The sequence below is a fragment of the Pedobacter jeongneungensis genome (assembly GCF_000633455.1).
Lineage (GTDB): Bacteria > Bacteroidota > Bacteroidia > Sphingobacteriales > Sphingobacteriaceae > Pedobacter > Pedobacter jeongneungensis_A.
Window position 1 is genome coordinate 154,649 of the sequence record NZ_AYMG01000014.1, and the last position, 21,592, is coordinate 176,240.

General features: G+C 41.3%; 7 protein-coding genes. 6 read left to right on the top strand and 1 reads right to left on the bottom strand.

Features of this window, described 5'->3' with window-relative positions; genetic code table 11:
- Window positions 1-53: 53 nt before the first annotated feature.
- The 4 genes from U859_RS0114505 (at window position 54) to U859_RS0114520 (ending at window position 19,946) form a co-directional block, all read left to right on the top strand.
- Entirely contained in the window at window positions 54-13,517 is a 13,464-nt protein-coding gene (locus U859_RS0114505; RefSeq protein ID WP_084153074.1) for a putative Ig domain-containing protein, read from the top strand.
- A 37-nt stretch (window positions 13,518-13,554) separates the two neighbouring features.
- A complete protein-coding gene (locus U859_RS0114510) occupies window positions 13,555-14,556 on the top strand; it encodes a PorP/SprF family type IX secretion system membrane protein (protein ID WP_037505489.1) in 1,002 nt (333 codons plus the stop codon).
- Between the two features lie 86 nt (window positions 14,557-14,642).
- Window positions 14,643-16,646: an OmpA family protein gene (locus tag U859_RS0114515; protein WP_025144084.1), complete on the top strand. Its 2,004-nt coding sequence runs from the start codon at window positions 14,643-14,645 to the stop codon at window positions 16,644-16,646.
- A gap of 498 nt (window positions 16,647-17,144) precedes the next feature.
- Entirely contained in the window at window positions 17,145-19,946 is a 2,802-nt protein-coding gene (locus tag U859_RS0114520) for a lantibiotic dehydratase (RefSeq protein ID WP_025144085.1), read from the top strand.
- Here the strand turns inward: U859_RS0114520 and U859_RS0114525 are convergent.
- Window positions 19,943-21,058, bottom strand: a complete 1,116-nt coding sequence (locus U859_RS0114525; RefSeq protein ID WP_025144086.1) for a sensor histidine kinase — start codon at window positions 21,056-21,058, stop codon at window positions 19,943-19,945. The two genes, U859_RS0114520 and U859_RS0114525, sit on opposite strands and share 4 nt — an antisense overlap.
- Window positions 21,059-21,203: 145 nt before the next feature.
- Between U859_RS0114525 and U859_RS31995 the strand changes: the two genes are divergently transcribed.
- The gene (locus tag U859_RS31995) at window positions 21,204-21,353 is read left to right on the top strand and encodes a hypothetical protein (protein WP_162799937.1); all 150 of its coding nucleotides are present in this window, start codon (window positions 21,204-21,206) and stop codon (window positions 21,351-21,353) included.
- Between the two features lie 54 nt (window positions 21,354-21,407).
- The gene (locus tag U859_RS32000; RefSeq protein WP_162799938.1) at window positions 21,408-21,554 is read left to right on the top strand and encodes a hypothetical protein; all 147 of its coding nucleotides are present in this window, start codon (window positions 21,408-21,410) and stop codon (window positions 21,552-21,554) included.
- The last annotated feature ends 38 nt before the right edge of the window (window positions 21,555-21,592 follow it).

Genomic DNA, 21,592 nt, shown 5'->3' on the forward strand with positions numbered 1-21,592 from the left:
CATTTACCTAACAGTAGCATCCCACATAGTAAGTCTTCTAAATAACGCCTGACATGATGAAAACTCCTACTTTATCTTCCCAACTAGGGATAATCCGCAATACCTGTGTTGCAGTCATCATTCTATTAACGCTCTTCTACTCGAAATCGTATGCGCAAACAAAAGTTTTTGCGAATACCGTATCTGCACAAAGCAGGGTCGATAATGCAAACAACGCTACACTGAACGATAATACCTTCGCTACCGTAAATTCATATGGTGGAATCGCTGTTGGTATTGGTGGATATAGCGGTGAACTGGAATTAAAATATCCGGCAGCGGTTAATGCAGGAACGACCTCCTTCATCAGAATAGATTTTGACGGAGACATCCTGAACAGGTTACTGGGAGGTAGTTTGGGCGGCTTGCTGGCTAATGTGGGCGGTACCGTGATTCTTGGAAACCACTCGTTCGAAGTGGGCGCGAGGAACGGTGCTTCAACTGTATTAACAGGTAGCAGTACGGCAGCATTTTCAACAGATAATATCAGGATTGTAAAAGATGCCAATGGTTTCTTTTATGTGGCCATAACGCCAACACAGGCTTATGACCGTATATATATTAAAGACGTTACCAATGCGGTTTTGCTTGGGGTTACCAACAGTACCAAAGTTTATAATGCATTTTATGTTTCTGGTACCGATCCTTGTGCACAGGCATTTAGCACAGGTTATGAAGGAACAGGAATAACACTTGATGCTTTACAACTCGGCAGTTCGGGTGTTACCAACAGCGAAAGGGCAATTGATAGTGATCCAAATAATTTTTCTACATTAAGTTTAGGCATACTTGGCGTGACTTCATCGATTAGCCAAAATTTTTATTTTACAACGCCTTCAAATCCTGGTGATGACATTAACCTTAGGTTTAGCACTACACAGGCATTATTAACAGCCGGAGTTTTACAAAACATTTCGATAACGGCTTATAACGGAAATACCCAGGTTTATACCGGATCAGTTCCAACTACTTTAAATCTTGATTTACTCGGCTTATTAAATAGCGGTCAGCCTGTAACCATACCTTTTTCTCCGGGTGCAGGTGTTGTATTCGATAGGGTGAAAGTTACGCTAGGGTCGGTTTTAACATTAAACCTTACCCAAACGCTTAATGTTTATGGTGCAACCCGTTCTGCACCGAGACCAACTTTTACCGCACCGGCAAGTAATGCCATTGCTGCATGTTATAACACTACAGTACCTTTAACTGCAACTACCTCTAGTGCCAACCAATTAATCTGGTACGATGTGGTAGAAGGTGGAACAGCATTACAAACAGTTGCTTACAATGGTACATTTACCACGCCGGCATTAACTGCCAATAAAACTTATTATGTTGCTGCCAGAAGAATAGGCTGTACAACAGAATCGACAAGGGTACCGGTTGTAATTACCGTTAACCCACAGATTATTTTTAACGGAGCTACCTTAACCAATGCTACCCCAGGTTTTGCCTACTCTAAACAATTAGATGTAGCTACTGGTGGAACAGCAGGTTATACTTATGCTTTGGCTGCAGGCAGTACATTGCCGGCAGGTTTAACTTTATCATCAACAGGTGTAATTACCGGAACACCCACTGTGCCAAATGCGTATACTTTTTCGGTTGTAGCAACTGATACTAAAGGCTGTAAAGCAACCGCGAACTATAATTTAACGGTTACTGCTGCCTTAGTGCTTACACCAGGCGCATTGCCAAATGGCATAACAGGAACAGTGTACCCAACACAGACTATTCCGGCTGCCACTGGTGGAACAGGGCCATATACTTATACCGCAACAGGTGTTCCCCCGGGTTTAACCTTTAATCCAACTACGAGAGAGATTACCGGAACACCAACTCAACCTGGAACTTATAACATTCCGGTTACCGTGGTTGATGCAAATGGTAATACACTTACTTCAACCTATACTGTAAAAATTACTGATCCTTTATTGTTGCCAACTGCTACTTTGGCCGATGGAACAACGGGGACAGTTTATACTACGCAGATTATTCCAGCTGCAACAGGTGGAACCACACCTTATACTTATTCGGCAACGGGTCTTCCTCCAGGTTTAACTTTTAATCCAGCTACCAAAGCCATTACGGGTACGCCAACAACTGCGGGAACTTATACCGTACCTCTTACGGTAACTGATGCTGATGGTAAAACGGTAACTACCAATTATAGTATTACCATAAATAACCCATTGGTTTTACCAGCGGCAACTTTGCCAGATGGAACCGAAGGAGCAGTTTATGCTACACAGACTTTACCAGCTGCAACAGGCGGTATTGGTCCGTACACTTATGTAGCTACAGGTGTTCCGGCCGGATTATCGTTTAATCCTGCTACAAGAGAAATTACCGGTACGCCAACACAGGCAGGTAATTACACTATTGGTGTAACGGTAACCGATAGCCAGGGTAAAACAGCCAGTAATAATTACCCTATTAAGGTAAACGGAACATTAACTTTGCCAACAAAAACATTACCTAACGGCATTGTAGGTACTTCTTATCTGCCACAAACATTACCAGCGGTAACAGGCGGAACTTCTCCATATATTTATGCGGCAACTGGTCTTCCTCCGGGATTATCGTTTAATCCAACTACGAGAGAAATTACCGGTACGCCAACACAAGGTGGTAATTATACCATTTCTGTAACGGCTACCGATGCAAATAATAATAAAGCAACTACTACTTATGCATTAGCGGTAACGGTAAATGATCCGGTTGTGGCTTCTGCAACAGTTTGTACAGGAAGCACGGCTACTTTAACCGTAAGCAACCTTCAAGCCGGTGTAACTTATAACTGGTATGCTTCTACAGGAAGTACACCTTTAACCACTGGCAACAACGGTACCTTTGTAACCCCTGCGGTTACCTCGGCAACTGTGTTTTATGTTGAAGCTGTTTCTGGAACAGCGGTAAGTGCAAGAACATCGGTTACCGTTTCGGTTAATCCACCAGCAACTTTAGCTACAGTAACGACCAATAACCAGGTAATCAATTCCGGACAAACCACAACTTTAACAGCAACTGCTGATGCGGGAAATACCATTGCCTGGTTTGATGCACCAACGGCAGGTACTCAGGTAGGAACCGGAACTTCGTTTACTACACCAGCTTTAACTGCAACCAAAACTTATTATATAGAAACCACCAGTACTAACGGATGTAAAAGCGCAAGTCGTGTTCCGGTAACAGTAACCGTAATTAACGGTGGTGGTGCTACTGCTTGTAACGCAGCCAACAGTCAGAATACTGGTATAAACGGTATCTGTTTATTGTGTGCTATAAACGGAGCGGGTAACTCAACAGATGCGGATGCGAACAACTTCACCAGGATTTCTCTTGCTGTAGGTGTTGCTGCAAATGGTTACCAACAATTGATTTTCCCATCAGTTGGCGTAGCTACCGACAGTATTCGTTTAGATTTAGCTTTACCAACGGGTTTAGCTGATGTTGGACTTTTAAATAACGTAACCGTTACCGTGTTAAATGGTACTACAGTGGTAAGAACTGTACAATTAAACACCGGATTATTAAATCTTCAACTTTTATCAGGTAACCGTTTTGCAGCGACTGTTTTAGCAGGTGGTGCTTACGATAGGGTTCAAGTGAGCTTTGGTGCCTTGGTTTCGGCAGTAACCAGTTTAGATATTTATGGTGCAACCGTAGTTTATCCTAACCCAACCTTTATCGCTGGTGCACAATCGATCTGTTCGGGCAGTACCGCAACATTAAGTGCAACAGCAAATGGTGGAACAACCTTAGCCTGGTTCGATGCGCCAACAGGTGGCAACCAAGTGGGTACCGGAGCAAACTTCACTACTCCGGCTTTAACAGCTACCACTACTTATTATGTTCAGGTAAGCAAAGGCACATGTTCTAATACAACAAGGGTTCCTGTGGTTATTACCGTTAATCCGGCAATTGTATTTGCAGGTACAACTTTAACAAATGCAACAATTGCCTCTCCTTATAGCAAACAACTCCCGGTAGCAACAGGTGGTACACCGGGTTATACTTATGCTTTGGCTTCGGGTAGTACTTTACCGGCTGGCTTAACCTTATCTACAAGTGGTTTGGTAAGCGGTACACCAACTGCAACAGGTAACCCAACATTTGATGTTGTAGTAACTGATACCAAAGGATGTAGCAAAACTGCAACTTTTACATTAACAACCACACCAGCATTGGCGCTTGCTCCAGGAGCATTGCCTAGTGGTGTAACAGGCACAGCATATACTACAAACGGCATTCCAGCTGCAACAGGTGGAACTGGTCCTTATGCTTATTCGGCTACGGGCCTTCCTCCGGGATTGGCTTTTAACCCGGCAACAAGAGAAATTACAGGTACACCGACTCAAACCGGAACCTTTACTATTCCAGTTACGGTAACAGATGCCAACGGCAATACCATTACGGCTAACTATACCCTTAAAGTAACCGATCCTTTGGTTTTACCACCAGCAACTTTAGCTGATGGCACCACAGGAACCGTTTACACCCCTCAAACCATTCCTTCTGCAACAGGAGGATCAACGCCTTATACTTATTCGGCTACGGGTCTTCCTCCGGGATTAACCTTCGATCCGGCTACAAGAACAATTACAGGAACACCTACACAGTCAGGAACTTTTACAGTACCAGTAACCGTTACAGATGCTGATGGAAAAACAACTACCAGTAACTATACTATAAACATTGTTAATCCTTTACAGTTACCGGCGGCAACTTTGCCTGATGGAACAGAAGGAACAGTTTACGCTGCACAGACTTTACCGGCGGCAACCGGAGGTGTTGGTCCTTATACTTATGTAGCAACCAATCTTCCTGCAGGATTAACTTTTGATCCGGCCACCAGACAGGTTTCGGGTACACCAACACAGGCCGGAAATTATTCGATCGGGGTTACCGCTACGGATAGTGAAGGCAGAACAGCAAGTAACACTTATGCTCTTAAAGTAATCGGTGTATTATCGTTACCAGGTGCAACTTTACCAAACGGTATTGTAGGTACTGCATACCCTACTCAAACTTTACCAGCTGTAACCGGTGGAACAGCGCCATATACTTATTTGGCAACTGGTCTTCCTCCAGGATTAAACTTTAATACTGCAACAAGAGAAATTACAGGAACACCAACTTTAGGTGGAACCTATACCATCTCTTTAACTGCAACAGATGCAAATGGCAACAAAGCAACAACAGCTTATAGCTTAACTGTAACGGTTAATGCTCCGGTAGTTGCTGCAGCAACTGTTTGTTCTGGAAGTCCTGCAACGTTAAGTGTAAGCAACCTGCAGGCAGGTGTAACTTATAACTGGTACGCTTCTACAGGAAGTACACCATTAGTTACCAATAATACTGGTGTTTTTGTAACGCCTGCAGTAACCGCGCCGACCGTATATTACGTAGAGGCGGTATCTGGAACTGCAATAAGTAGCAGAACTGCTGTAAATGTTTCAGTTAATCCACCGGCAACTCCTGCAACGGTAACCACCAATAGCCAGGTAATTAATGCTGGTCAGTCTACTACTTTATTAGCTACAGCAGATGCTGGCAATACCATTCAATGGTACGATGCTGCTACAGGCGGAACGCAGGTAGGTACGGGGACTTCATATACCACTCCGGTATTATCAACAACTACCACTTATTATGTAGAAACTACAAATGCCAATGGTTGTAAAAGTGCAAGCCGTGTTCCGGTAACCGTTACCGTATTAAATAATGGCGGTGGTACAGCTTGTAATGCTGCAAATTCGCAAAACTCTGGTATCACCGGTATCTGCTTATTATGTAGTGTAACCAACCCTGGAAACTCTACTGATGCAGATCCATCTAACTTTACCAGGATATCGCTTTCGGTAGGTGTTGGTGCATCAGGTTATCAGCAATTAATTTTCCCATCAGCTGGAACAGCTACTGATAGTCTTCGTTTAGATTTAGCACTACCAGGTGGTTTATTAGATTTAACTGCGTTGGGTAATGTTACCTTAAATGTAATGAACGGTACTACTATAGTTAGAACAGTTCAGTTAAATTCATCATTATTAAATCTTCAGTTACTTTCTGGCAACCGTTTCGCTGCAACCATATTGGCAGGCGGCGCTTATGATAGGGTACAGGTGAGCTTTGGTGCATTGCTTTCTGCGGTAACCAGCTTGGATGTTTATGGTGCAACCATCATTTATCCTAATCCAACAGTAACAGCAGGCGCACAAACCATATGTGCCGGAAGCACTGCAACATTAAATGCAACTGCAAATGGTGGTACCACTTTAGCCTGGTTTGATGCGCCAACCGGCGGAACACAACTGGCCGCTGGCGAAACTTTTACTACGCCGGCATTAACTTCTACTACTACTTATTATATCCAGGTAAGCAAAGGCACCTGTGCAAATGTAACCAGGGTGCCTGTAACGGTAACCGTTACGCCAGCATTAGCTACACCGGTATTGGCAACCATTGCCAATGTTTGTGAGGGATCATCAGCCACTTTATCAGTAGCTAACCCTGATCCGGCGGTAACTTACAAATGGTATGATGCTGCAACGGCTGGTAACCTGGTATTCACTGGTGCGGTGTTCCAAACTCCGGCCTTAACTGCTGCCACTACTTATTATGTAGAAGCATCACAAGGAAACTGTACAAGTGCTGCACGTGCTGCGGCAGCAGTATCAGTTAATCCTCGTCCGGTGTTGCCTGTTGTAACTGCAAGTTCATCAACAGTGAGCGCAGGTCAGACCGCAATTTTAACAGCAACTTCTGCTGATCCAACCAATACTTTCAATTGGTATACTTCTAATACTTCAACAACACCAGTTTATGTAGGTGCAACTTATGTTACGCCTCCATTATTGGCTACCACAACTTATTATGTAGAATCGGTTTCTACCAATGGTTGTACTTCGGCAAGCCGCGTTCAGGTAACTATTACCGTTGACGGTAACGGGTCGCCAAATCCGGTTCCTTGCGAGGCAGCAACCACACAGGTTAACGGTGTTACTGGTGTAGCCCTATTATCAGGTGTATTTAATCCAGCTTTAGCTATTGATAACGATACACAAACAGCATCTTCATTGGTAATGCCGGTTGGAGCGCTAGGTGCATCAGTTTATCAGCGAGTTGGTTTTGGATCTCTATCTACTGTAGGCGATACCGTACGTGTATTGGTATCATCACCAGGAAAACTATTATCACTTTCATTATTGGGTAATGCCACCGTAACCACTTATGTTGGAACGAACAGCAATGGTGATTCGCAATTATTAAACAATAACTTATTAAACGTTCAGTTGTTAAGCGGTAATACACAAGCTTTAATCACTTTTGTTCCAACCAATGTTTTTGATGGAGTAGAAGTAAGATTGAATTCAGGTGTATTGGGTGCATTAACATCGATCAACTTAAATTATGCGCAACGCATTTTGGTTGCGCCAACAGTAACGGCTGCTAATGTAACTGCTTGTGTGGGCTCAACTGCTCAATTGCAGGTGAATAATCCTTCAGCTGGTTTAACTTACAGGTGGTACGATGCTACAGGTACTTACCTAAGCGGTAAAGACGGTGTTATCTTTACTACTCCTGTTTTAACAGGCGATACTAAATTCTACGTGGCTGCAGTTTCTGCGACAGGTTGTGTAAGTTACAAAACTATAGTAAACGTAACTACAAACCCTGCTCCGGTAACGCCTGATCTACTTTCGGCATCGGTTAATACCTGCCCTAATACATCAGTTACCTTCCAGGTTAAAAACCCGGTTGCAGGTACTACTTATAACTGGTACGATACTGCAACCTCAACCACTGTATTATTTACTGGTGATAACTTTACCACACCATTAATTACGGCAGACAGAAGTTACTTTGTAGCTGCGGTAAACAGCTGCGGTACTTCATCAACCAGAACTGAGGGTAAAATTGTGCTTGGAACCATTGATGTTCCGGTAATTACGCCGCCATCAATCACCATTAGTGAAGGTTCGGTTGCAGTATTAAAAGCAACTTCGAGTACAGCAGGAGCAACCATTAACTGGTACACTACTGCAAACGGAACAGTTCCGGTATATACTGGCGAAACTTATGTAACGCCTCAATTAAGCACCACAACAACTTATTATGTGGAGGCGACTATTCCAGGTGGATGTACTGCAACCAGCAGGGCTACTGTAACCGTTACCGTAGTGCCTAACGGTAATCCGGTAGTTACCCCTTGCGGCGCAGCAACTACAACAGTAGCTAGCGGGGTAACAGGAGTAGCATTATTGGCTGGCGTTTATAACCCAACTTTTGCAGTTGATAACGACATCAATACAGGATCTAGCCTGGTTATTCCGGTTGGCTTATTAGGTGCATCTGTTTATCACCAGGTTGGTTTTACCGGTTTATCAAATGTAGGCGATACCTTAAGGGTGAAAATTACCACGCCAGGAGCATTGCTTTCGGTAGGGGTGTTAACTAACTTAACGGTAACTACTTTCCAGGGTACAACCAGCAATAACGATGCGGTTTCTATATCCAACCCGTTAATCAACTTACAATTATTATCAGGCGGAACATCGGCCATATTAACTTTCGTACCAGCCAGCAGATTTGATGGAGTAGAATTGAGGTTAAACTCAGGCCTTCTAGGTGCATTAACTTCTGTTAATTTAGATTATGCACAAAGGGTAATCACTGCGCCAACAGTTGCTGCTGCTACAGCAAGCGCTTGTCAAGGTTCATCTGCAACATTAAGTGTGCAGAACCCACAAGCAGGTGTGGTGTACAAATGGTACTTAGGCGCAACTTATCAGGCAGGAAAAGACGGAACAACTTTCACAACCGACCCAGCCTTAACTGCCGGTACTTATACTTACTCGGTAACAGCAACAGCTAATGGTTGCGAAACTTTAGGAACCAAAATAACGGTAACAGTATTGCCTCCGGCAGTAGCGCCTGTTCCATCAACTACCAATCCGGCTACAACCTGTATCGGTACATCTGCTACTTTAAGTGTACAGGCAGTTGCAGGTATTACTTACAACTGGTACGATGCAGCAGTTGGCGGAAACATGTTGGTAACCAATAACAGCAGCTTCAACACACCTACAACACTTGCAGCAGGAACCTACGATTATTATGTAGAAGCCGTAAGTGGAGCAGCTTGTTCAAGCTCAACCCGTACCAAAATTTCAATTACGGTTAATCCATCGGCATTAGCTACCGATTTAACTGTAACCGGAACAACTTCATTATGTGCTTCTGGAACAGCAGTACTTACGGCAACCAGTACAACCGTAACCAACCCGGTATTTACCTGGTACAGCGATGCGGCTTTAACACAGGTTGCTTTTGTAGGCGCAGTATTTACTACACCAGCCATTACAGCAACAACGAAATACTATGTTACAGTAGGCGGAACAAATAAATGTGCTAACACAGCGGGTAATGCAAAAGAGGTTACCATTACGGTAAATCCGGTTGCTGGTCCATCTGATATCAATTTGGCTGGAACAAGCACTGTTTGTGGCGGATCTTCAGTTACTTTAACTGCAACCAGCACAACCGTAACCAACCCGGTATTTACCTGGTACAGTGATGCTGCCTTAACAACGGTGGTGTTTACCGGAGCTAATTTTGTTACCCCAACACTTAATGCCACAACCACTTATTATGTAACGGTTAAAGGCGATAACAAATGTGAAAATACCGCAGCAACTGCAAAATCGATTACCATAACGGTTAATCCTGCTGCTACTGATGCTGATATTACCGCAAGCGGAATTACTTCGATCTGTAAAGGATCAACCGCAGCTTTATCTGCATCCACAACTACAGTAATTAATCCGGTATTTACCTGGTACAGCAATGCTGCTTTAACAACAGTAGCTTATGTAGGACCAAACTTTACTACCCCGGTACTTAATGCAAACACTACTTATTATGTAACCGTAAGAGGTGATAATAAATGTGAAAATACACCGGCCAATGCTAAAGTAGTTACCGTAACTGTTAAGGATTTTGCTACAGCTGCAGACATTGCAGTAAGCAATGCCCAAATCTGTTCGGGTTCTACTGTAATGTTAATGGCTTCGAGCACCACGGTAACCCAACCAGTATTTACCTGGTACAGTGATGCTTCGTTAACCAGTGTAGTATTTACTGGTCCAACCTTTACTGTAACGGGTTTAACTGCCACTACCACTTATTATGTAAGTGTTAAAGGAACCAATAAGTGCGAAAATGCTGCAGCAGATGCTAAAGCGGTAACGGTAACAGTTAATCCTTTAGCAATTTCTACCGATATTATTCTGAACGGAAGCACAACAGCTTGCGCAGGTTCATCGGCTGTATTAAGTGCAACTTCGGCAACAGTAACCAATCCGGTATTTACCTGGTATAGTGATGCCGCCTTAACCAATGTTAGTTTCATTGGCGCAACATTTACTACACCGCCATTAAATACGACCACTACTTATTATGTAACCGTAAAAGGTGACAATAAATGTGAGAACGCACCTGGTACTGCAAGGGTAATTACCATTACCGTTAGTCCGGTGGCTACCGCTTCTGATATTACCGCCGCTGATGCAACCATCTGCTCAGGATCGGGTACTACTTTGGTAGCCAGCACCACAACAGTAACCAACCCAACCTTTACCTGGTACAATGATGCTGCCCTAACTTCAGTGGCTTATGTAGGTGCCTCTTTTGTAACGCCAACATTAACCGCAACCACTAAATATTATGTAACGGTTAAAGGCGATAACAAATGTGAAAACTCAGGTATTACAGCTAAAGTAGTTACGGTTAACGTGAACCAGGCTGCAACAGCTGCTGATATTACCTTATCAACACCAAGCTTGGTGTGTGGATCGGGAACGGCAGTAATCAATGCCAGCTCAACAACAGTAACCAACCCGGTATTTACCTGGTACAACGATGCTTCGTTAACCAGCGTGGCCTTTACCGGACCAATATTTACTACACCAGTATTAACCACTACCACCACTTATTATGTAACGGTTAAAGGAACTAATAAATGTGAAAACAGTGCGGCAAATGCAGCAGCTGTTACCATTAAAGTTAACCCAATAGCAGTTGCTACTGATATTGTGGTAAATGGATCAACAAATGTTTGCGGAGGATCTGCAGCTGTATTAACTGCCAGCAGTACAACCGTAACCAACCCGGTATTTACCTGGTACACCAACGCAACTTTAACTAATGTAGCTTTTGTAGGTGCAGTATTTACTACACCAATATTAACCGCTAATACCACTTACTATGTTACAGTAAAAGGCGATAACAAGTGCGAAAACAGTGCTGCCACAGCTAAATCTGTAAATATTGTAGTTAATCCGGTAGCTTCAGCAAGTGATGTTACCGCAGCGGATGCAACCATCTGCGCAGGCTCATCAGCAAGTCTGGTAGCCAGCAGCACAACCGTAACCAACCCAATATTTACCTGGTACAGCGATGCGGCCTTAACCACGCCGGTATTTACTGGAGCAACTTTCAATACGCCAGCATTAACGGCAACTACTAAATATTACCTAACTGTAAAAGGTGATAACAGGTGTGAAAGTTCTGCTGCAAATGCAAAAGTGGTTACCGTTACGGTAAACGCAGGTGCAACAGCTGCTGATATTACTTTATCGACTCCGGTAATCGTATGTGGATCGGGTACAGCGGTAATCAATGCCAGCTCAACAACAGTAACCAACCCGGTATTTACCTGGTATAACGATGCTTCGTTAACCAGTGTGGCCTTTACCGGACCAATATTTACTACGCCGGTTTTAACAGCTACCAAAACTTATTATGTAACCGTTAAAGGAACCAATAAATGTGAAAACACTGCTGCGAACGCAGTAGCGGTAACCATTAAAGTTAATCCGGTTGCCACTGCAACAGATATTACCGTAAATGGTTCAACTTCAGTTTGTGCAAATTCAGCTGCAACATTAGCTGCAACAAGTACAACAGTAACCAATCCTATATTTACCTGGTATAGTGACGCCACTTTAAATACGGTCGTATTTACTGGTCCGGTATTTACAACCCCGGTATTAACGGCAAATACAACCTATTATGTAACCGTTAAAGGTGATAATAAGTGCGAAAATTCCGCAGCAACAGCAAGGGCGGTAGCCATTACGGTAAATGCATTACCAAACAACCCTGTGGTATCTGCTCCAAACGGAGGCATTTGCGCGGGTGACGGTGCAACCCTAACCGTAACCAATGCACAAGCAGGCGTTACTTACGAATGGTACAACGCAGCAATTGGTGGTAACTTATTATTTACTGGTACAAGCTATAATGTTACAGCTTTGGCTGCCACAACAGATTACTATGTATTGGCAATCGGTACAGGCGGATGTAACAACAATGGTGGTCGTGTTAAAGTAACCGTTACCGTAAATGCTAAACCGACAGTGCCAACCGTAGCTTCATCATCGGTTAGTGTATGTACAGGAAGCCCTGCAGTATTAACAGTTACAAACCCTCAAACAGGTGTTACTTATAACTGGTATACAGCATCAGCAGGTGGAGCACCGGTAGGAACAGGTGTAAACTTTACAACGCCAGCTGTTACGGCAAACATTACTTACTATGTTGAGGGTGCAAATGGAAGCTGTATTTCAACATCAAGGACACCGGTAAATGTAAATGCACTACCGGTACCAGTCGCACCTGCATCGGTAACGGCAGCAAACGGAACACTTTGTGCAGGCAGCTCAACCATATTAACCGTAAATAATCCGGTAACAGGATTAGTGTACAGGTGGTATGCTGCAAGCTCTAATGGTCCGGTACTGGCAGAAGGGATAACCTTTACCACACCAAACTTAAGTGCTACCACAATCTATTATGTAGAAGCTATAGCAGTAGGTGGTTGTGCAAGTCCAGGCAGAACAGCCGTAACCGTTACCGTACTTCCGGTGTTGGCTAAACCTGATGTAGTTGTACAAACCACAACGCCTAATAGCATCACATTTGCATGGGCTGCGGTTACAGGTGCTACGGCTTACGAAGTTTCGCTGGATAATGGTTTAACATGGATCAATCCAACAAACGGACCAACCGGAACAACCTACTTTGTTACAGGCTTAAAACCAGATCAAAGTGTAACCATCTCGGTTAGGGCCAAAGGACAGATTGACTGTCAAACCAGTGCAAACGGTTCAGTAACAGGCAAAGCAACCAATCCATTTGGAAACCAGGTGTACATACCAAATGCATTTACACCGAATAACGACGGTAAAAATGATGTATTCTTAGTGTACGGCAATACCATTGCCACAGCTAAAATGAGCATCTATACACAGTGGGGTCAGTTGATCTTCCAGTCAGATAACGTGGCAAATGGATGGGATGGAACCTTTAAAGGTGTAAATCAGCCGATCGGGGTTTATGTATATATGGTTGATGTAACTTTTACCGATGGAACAACCACATTGAGAAAAGGTACAGTAACGCTGATCAGATAAGAAGAGGATTAATAATAAACAGATAAAATCAAAGACCATGAAAATACTATCGGCTTTAAAAATATATGTTGCGGTGCTGGGATTACTGCTGTGTACAGTTAAATCCTTTGCACAAACTGATCCGCATTTTTCACAATATTATGCAAACCCGTTATACCTTAACCCAGCCTTAACGGGTGTAATAGACGGCGATTACCGCGCAACTGTAAACTTTAAGCAGCAATGGAGCGCACTTAACAGTTCTTTCTTAACTGGTGGTGCATCTTTTGATCTTGCTCCGAAAAAGAACTTCGCTTTTGGTGCAACCATCTTAAACCAAAGGGCAGGGGAGTTAGATTTCAACTACCTGTCGGCGCTGGTATCGGGTTCTTACCGTTTAAGATTTGGTGCCGAAGGTTTGCAGATGGTGAGCTTTGGGTTACAGGCCGGAGTAATTAACCGCAGTTTCGATTTCTCTCAAGCCAGGTTCGGTAACCAGTTTAATCCGGTATCAGGTTATGATGGCGGGATGATGAGTGGCGAAACACTTTCATCTCAGTCGTCATTGGTTCCTGATGTAAACGCCGGTATCATGTTCTTTGATGGTAACCCAAACAAAAGTGTAAACGTTTTCTTAGGTGCTAGTGCAGCGCACTTAACCCGTCCTATGGACCGTTTCTCTGGTACAAATTCGCGAATTCCTGTTCGCTTTACAGCGCATGGGGGTGCCAGGATCAAAGCTTCTGAACTGTTGGATATTGTACCCAATGCATTGTTTATGTACCAGGGTAATACAAACGAGGTTTCTTTAGGGGCTTATGCACAGCTTAATGTTAATCCATCAGCAAACATTTTATTTGGTGGTAATTACCGTAATAAAGATGCTGCAATTGCCTTTGTTGGCCTGCAGTTAAAAAATATGGTTTTCGGATTGAGTTATGATGTTAATACCTCTACTTTCAACCGTGCATCAAACAGTAATGGCGGTTTAGAGCTTTCGGTATCCTTAATTGGCCGTAACGGAATTATTGGTCCAAACTTCTTTTGCCCGCGTTTATAATCTTTATCATCAATGCAAACAAACCGAGCTAGCGGGTTCAATACCATTATTGAAAACGATAGCAAAACGATTAATAATTTATAAAGATGAAAAAAATATTACTCATTTTATTAGTGGCATTTGGCGGTTTTGCTAACGCGCAGTATGTGGTAAATTATAAAAAGGTTGCTGATACTTATTTCGAAAATAAGGATTATTATGCAGCGTCAACTTTTTATAAGAAAGCCTTAAAAATTACTGGCGATAGTACCCAGGCCATTTTACCTTATGGCAAGGAAAGAAAATCAGCCTCTGATGATAAAGTGATAGAAGATTATGAAGGATCGATTTATAACCTCGCCGAATCGAGCAGGTTATACAGGGAATTTAACGAGGCCGAGAAATATTATGCCATAGCCAGTACTTTTACCAATACCCGTTTTAGAAAAGCACTGTTTTATTATGCAGAAAGCTTAAGAGCCAATAAAAAGTTTAACCTGGCTATTGATACTTATCAACAGTTTATTCAAAAAAATGGCGACGATCCTTTAGCTAAAACAGCACAAAAGGAAATCGAATCTTGTAAATTTGCCATCGAAGAAATGCGTTTTCCACGCATGGTGCAGATTAAAAAAGTACCGGCTAATGTAAATGGCCTGGGATCTAACTATGCTGCGGTAAAAATAAACAACGAACTTTTCTTTACCTCATCACGTCCTGTTGCTGTAGGTAGTAAAAAAGACATGGTAAAAACTGAAGCCGGCGGCGAAGTTCAGGTCTCAACCAAAGCTAATCCATTTATCAATAATATTTATTCGGCCAAAGGTGAGTTAAGCTCAGCTGACATTGCCGTTAAAAAATTGGATATCAATTTTACAAGAGGTACCGAAATAGCTGCTACTGCTTTTACGCCCGATGGAAATACGCTTTATTTCACCTCCTGGAAAGATAAAGATAAATATGCCATTTATAGTGCTAAAAAAACCGGCGATAAATGGTCTGATCCACAGGCAGTAGGGTTACAGGTAAATAGTAAAGATTTTAACTCATCGCAACCCTTTGTTACCAGTGATGGTAAGTTCCTTCTTTTCTCATCTGATAGAAGTGGTGGTTACGGTAAGTTCGATATTTGGTATTGTGCCATCCGCGAAGATGGTTCATTGGGCCAGGCCGTAAATTTAGGTCCAACCATTAATACCGAAGATGATGAACGTGCACCTTATTACAATACCCTAACTAAAAAATTATTGTTCAGTACCGATGGAAGAATAGGTTTTGGTGGACTTGATTTCTTTGAATCAGAGGGTGATCTGGTAGATTGGACGACTCCAAAAAACATGGGTTATCCTTTCAATTCATCAAAAGATGATATTTACTTCACCGCAACCGATGATAAAGGAACAAAAGGATACATCAGTTCCGATCGCGAATCATCTTGCTGTTTGGAAATATTCGAAGTGAAAAAAGAATATTTGTCAATCTCAGGTATTTTAACCGATTGTAAAACCAAATCGCCTTTAGCAGGTGCAAGTGTAACGCTTAACAACGCAGAAGGTTCACAAAAACTAACTACAGGTACCGATGGTATTTATAAGTTTAAAGTAGATTCGAAAAGACCAATCAAATTGCTTTTCGCAAAAGATAATTATTTTGCCGTTACTAAAAACTATGTTTACGAAGAATTGGCAAAAGCAGATACCTTAATTTATAAAGATTATTGCCTAAGTCCTTTCAAAATAGGTATTCCGATGGCATTGGATAATGTTTATTACGAATTTAACAGTGCCGAATTAACCGAACCTTCTAAAAAAGTGTTAGACTTCCTGATCCCGATTATGGAAGATAACCCTGAAATGGAAATTGAATTAGGCTCACACACTGATAATATCGGTACTGATGAGTACAACCTCGATTTATCAAACAGAAGGGCAAAATCTTGTACCGATTATTTAGAGAGCAAAGGAATTGCCGCTGCCAGAATGACCTCTAAAGGTTATGGCGAATCGATGCCGATTGCACCAAACGAAATCATCGTTAAACGTAAGAAAAAAGACAACCCTGAAGGAAGGGCTAAAAACAGAAGAACCGAATTTAAAGTAACCAAAAAATAGAACACAATTAACATCCCGGTAAAGCCATCTTCGTAAGGAGATGGCTTTTTTGTTATTGGTTGGGATTTGCAATCCCGACCTGTTGTACTGTGGATTTTAATCTGCTAAATAAAGGATTGAAAATCCTTAGTCCATTCAGACGGGATTACAAATCCCGACTAGCAAGCATCCTTTTTATCTCCCGAAATCGGGACAAGTTGTGGTTAAATTATTTTACCTGTGCCAATGGCTTAAATTTATAACATTGTCTCCGCCTCTGTGCCGTGTTCTCACAGATCAAAATTTAAATTAATTATAGGTTCGTGGGAAGATGAACAGCGTTTGGCTAAGAAAAATTTAAATCTGCGTAAATCAGTGTAATCTGCGGAACCCCCTTGCGCACATTTATTCCAGCAGATTTTGTATTTTGAGATTAAAATAGACCGAGAACCGCCAACTGTGAACTGAAAACCGATAATTAAATTAATCTTTGTAATTTCCCCGCACCATTTAAATCCGATGAAGCTTAATATTCAACCCAACATAATTTTTAGAACACCTAAATTTTCATATCAATCTGAACTTGCCGATTGTTGGGAGGAATTAAAAAAAGCAATCGCCATATCTTCAGCTGCCTTTTACGAAAACATAAAGGATGTAGAAGCAAACCAACTACAAAGCCTGCCTCCAAAAGTGTACTTTACCATATGGAAATACTTTAACCGGGCAAAATTCCGCCCCACACCTTATGGTACATTTGCAGGTTTTAGCTTGTTAAACGATGGTATTAAACCATCAGACGGTAAGATTATAATAGAAGAAGAACAAAAAATCTGCGAGCTGGTTGATTGGCCTTATAAAAACAACATTCAACTTCCATTAGCCGGGTTGCTTAAAAAAAACTGCATGTTATTCAGTAATAGCAGTTATTATTTTACACCTAGTAGTATCCGCTATATTGCCTGCACCGATGGGGTTTTCGAACTTGCAGAGCTTGATGAAGATGATTTTGTAAAACAGATATTGGATGCCTGTATAAAACCAATCCGTATTAACGAACTTATCCAGCTACTCAATTTAAAAAACGAAGAAGTAGAAAACCTTTTTGGGTTGCTTCAGGATATGCACGACCTACAGCTCATATTTACCAATTACGATCCCAATATCATCGGAAAAGACTATTTCGAACGCTTAGGGCTTACCAGTGCACAGGATTTACCAAAATACCTGATTGCCCAAAGAAGTGTAAAAACCGGACATTTAAAAGAACAACTGCTTTATGCTGTTCCCGGATTGATCAAAGTGCTTCATGGTATTATGCCAAATAGCGAGCGCGAAGCGCTAAGCCAGTTTATAACAAAGTTTAAAAAGAAATTCGAAGATCAGGAAGTACCGCTTTTACTGGCATTAGATCCCGAAATGGGTGTTGGTTATGACCAGCTCGAACAAACCGGAGAAAATGATGATTTTATATCGAAATTAAATAATAAGTCGGGCAAAAAGGAGAGCGATACCGATAGCATTAAATCAGTACTTAAAAACAGCATCACTGCGCAAAGTTTTGAAAAAGGTAAACCGGTGTTTTTAAATAAGCTTACAATAAAACCAAATGAAAACCCGAGGCCGCTGCCCAATTCATTCAGTATGCTCCTCTCTGTACATGATGAGTTGATTTTTACTGAGCAGATAGGGGGAGCAACTGCCAACGCACTAACGGGCAGGTTTACCATGGCCGATGAAGCTGTTGAAACTTATGCTAAAAACATTGCTGCAGCCGAGCAAGAAGCCAATCCTGATGTGTTGTTTTTTGATGTAGGTTACATGGTAGAAACCAATATTGATAATGTAAACCGCCGGAAACTTATTTACGGCCACGAGCTATCCATATTGAATTTTGATACTTCCGAAGATCCACTCAGCTTAAACGATATTCAGCTTTCGGTTAAGGGAACAGAGGTTGTGCTCCGTTCACGCCGTTTAAATAAACGTTTGGTGCCTAGAATGGCCTCTGCTTATAACTATTCCCGTTCAGATCTTTCGGTATTTAGGCTTTTGTGCGATTTGCAACATCAGGGGCTGGTTACCAGTCTTTCGTTACCACTCGATAATCTGTTTCCTGATCTTGATTATTATCCGCGGCTCCAATATCAAAATATAGTATTAAGTACCTGCAAGTGGAAAATTAAAAAAGAAGATCTTTTAGGTAAAGACTCAAAATTTTTATCAATCGTACTTTGCCGTGCCCATCTTTTAAATATAGGCGTGAGCAATTATTTTAAAGCCGGCGTATCCGATCAAACCCTGTGTTTCGCCTTGCATAGTGATGATGATCTTGGTGCTTTTCTTCAATACATGCAGAAACACACCTCTTTGTATATCGAAGAAGCAAATCTGCCCCAAAATAGTATCGTTGTAGATGAGGTGGATAAGCCGTATTTGGCGCAGTTTGTTTTAAATATCAATCACGGAGAGAAAATTTATAATGCTTTATTGCCTCAGGTAGAGCATACTGGTGTAATCCGGTATTTCCCGCCAGGAACAGCATGGCTTTATTTCGAGATTTTTTGCCACCAGCAAAGGTCTGATCAGATTTTAGCTGAAGTAATAGCCCCGTTTTTAGCCAATCATTCGGCTGATATTAGTTCCTGGTTTTTTATCCGTTATAATGAAAATGGAAACCACATCAGGTTTAGGGTGCTTTTAAACGATAAACTTAAAACGCAAGCGCTAACAGCTGGCTTAATGGATAACCTGACCGTATTTTTAAATTCGGGGCTGGTGTCTGATGTGCAGATTAAAACATATAAGCGCGAACTCGAGCGTTATGGCAGCGACATCATTGAGCAGGTTGAAAAACATTTTGCTACAGATAGTGAATTTGTACTGTCCCTTTTCGAAACACAGCCCGATCATTTTGGTAAATACAAACTATGTGCAAACCTGTTATCCGAAATCATTAAAGCAGGATTGTTTGATCAGCAGACTGCAGGAAAAGTAATCAGGTCCTTATCAGATTCTTTCAACCGCGAACACCAATTAGATGCAGCCGGCTTTAAACAGCTCAACAATCACTATCAGCAGTTCAGAAAAACCGAATTTGCTGAACTGACCCCGGCGCAAGAACAGCAGTTCGAGGAATTTTCAGCTTCCTTTATCGGTATCCTTAAACAGGTGCTGCCCGAAAAACGTGTTAAGCTGTTCAGCGATTTAATGCACATGCATGTAAACAGGCTCTTTAATAAAGACCAAAGAACACATGAGATGGTAATGTATTACTTTATATTAAAAGATATTCAACGGCAAAATGCCATTAACAATTAACGGTTTAGCCTCGCCATTGGGTTAATTACAGTAACTTCAATTTCTGTAATGTAACGGTTAAGCGGGTCTTTATAGTACCTGAATACATAATCGTTGCCGTAAAAATTATTCAGGCGCTTGCCGATGTTTTCGATACCAACATGATGACTTTCAGTTTGTTTTCCCTTATTATCATTAATCATGTTTATCGTGCTGATATGGAGATTATCTTTTTCGTAAACAATTTTAATTAACGCGGGTTGTGTAGAGTGTGAAACATTTCCGTGCTTAAATATGTTCTCTACTAAAGTTAATAAAATAAGGGGTGGAAACCTTAACCCAAATAAATCTCCCGTTACTTCAAGTTCCAGATTAATCGTGTTAGCTGTCCGGAGTTTATGAAGATTGATTAAATGCTCAATTTGCTCAATTTCTTCACTTAAAGGAACCATTTCTGATGCTTCAGGGCGTTTTAGTGCATAGCGCATCATTTCAGCAAGATTCATAATCGCATCTGCTGCCATGGGTGCCTTTTTACGGGCGTCGTTATAAATAAAGTTTAAGGTGTTGAATAGAAAGTGCGGATTGATCTGACTGCGCAGATAATTATTTTGCGATTGCACCAGATCGTTCTCTAAAGCTTGTTTCTCGAGCTGGGTAATCAGGTTCAGTCTTTCAAGCGCTTCAACCTTCTTTTGATCCTGAAATGATTTAATGATATAAACATAACCTGTAGAATAACCAATAAATAATATTGACCGATAGACACAGGATAATATTAATTCCCGGTCAAAGGATCTGGCCGGGTTTGTTTTAATTAAACTTATTTTTTCGAATAAGATAATAAGAAGAAATGTAGAAACGACGTATGCGAAAATTATTACTGTAATGAGTAGGGTAACCTTTAAAATTTTTAAAGCATTTGATCCCGTTTTTAATATCTTTTTTAGTAAAAAACCATAGGTATAGAATGTTAAAATATTAACGATGTAAACAAGTAGATAGGCTCCCGGCTCTCTGAATCGATTTGTGGTTAAACCAAGAATAAATACCTCATAAACGATGTAAAGACTCCATACCAACAGGTGAAACTTATACTTTTCGTAGAATATTTTTAAGTGTAAAAAGTTCATTTTTTTCTCTTTAATCTATTGAAATGGGGCTTTTATCTCCCAAAAGTAGGGGTTTGTGTAAAAAACTGGTTGCGTGTGGTTTTGAGGTGCATCTTTACAGAAAATTAATAACAACGATAATAACAAGAATTACATATATCATATTATGAAAGCTCAACACACAAATACTTCAGCTAAACTTTCTAAAAAAACTGTTTTTGTTTATAAAAACATCAAAGCTCAAAACAACTACGCAACTAGTCCAACAGGAGATCAAAGCCATAGTGCAATGACAAGTTTTATCATGGAATTTTAATTTCCATAATTACCTTATTTTAATAATATATCATCATATTTAATACTTAATACCATGAAAACTCAAAATACTACTAAACTTGCTAAAAAAACTGTTTTTGTTTATAAAAACATCAAAGCTCAAAATGCTTACTCAACCAATCCAACAGGAGATCAAAGTCATACTGTAATGACAAGTTTTATCATGGAGTTTCCAAATTAATTATTATTCTGCCAGTAGATCAAAACCATAATATAGTA

What these genes read in the sequence shown, in the direction of transcription:
- U859_RS0114510 (WP_037505489.1), top strand. Translation starts at nt 13,555, where the DNA reads ATGAAAATACTATCGGCTTTAAAAATATATGTTGCGGTGCTGGGATTA.
- U859_RS31995 (WP_162799937.1), top strand. Translation starts at nt 21,204, where the DNA reads ATGAAAGCTCAACACACAAATACTTCAGCTAAACTTTCTAAAAAAACT.
- U859_RS0114515 (WP_025144084.1), top strand. Translation starts at nt 14,643, where the DNA reads ATGAAAAAAATATTACTCATTTTATTAGTGGCATTTGGCGGTTTTGCT.
- U859_RS0114505 (WP_084153074.1), top strand. Translation starts at nt 54, where the DNA reads ATGATGAAAACTCCTACTTTATCTTCCCAACTAGGGATAATCCGCAAT.
- U859_RS0114525 (WP_025144086.1), bottom strand. Translation starts at nt 21,058, where the DNA reads ATGAACTTTTTACACTTAAAAATATTCTACGAAAAGTATAAGTTTCAC.
- U859_RS0114520 (WP_025144085.1), top strand. Translation starts at nt 17,145, where the DNA reads ATGAAGCTTAATATTCAACCCAACATAATTTTTAGAACACCTAAATTT.
- U859_RS32000 (WP_162799938.1), top strand. Translation starts at nt 21,408, where the DNA reads ATGAAAACTCAAAATACTACTAAACTTGCTAAAAAAACTGTTTTTGTT.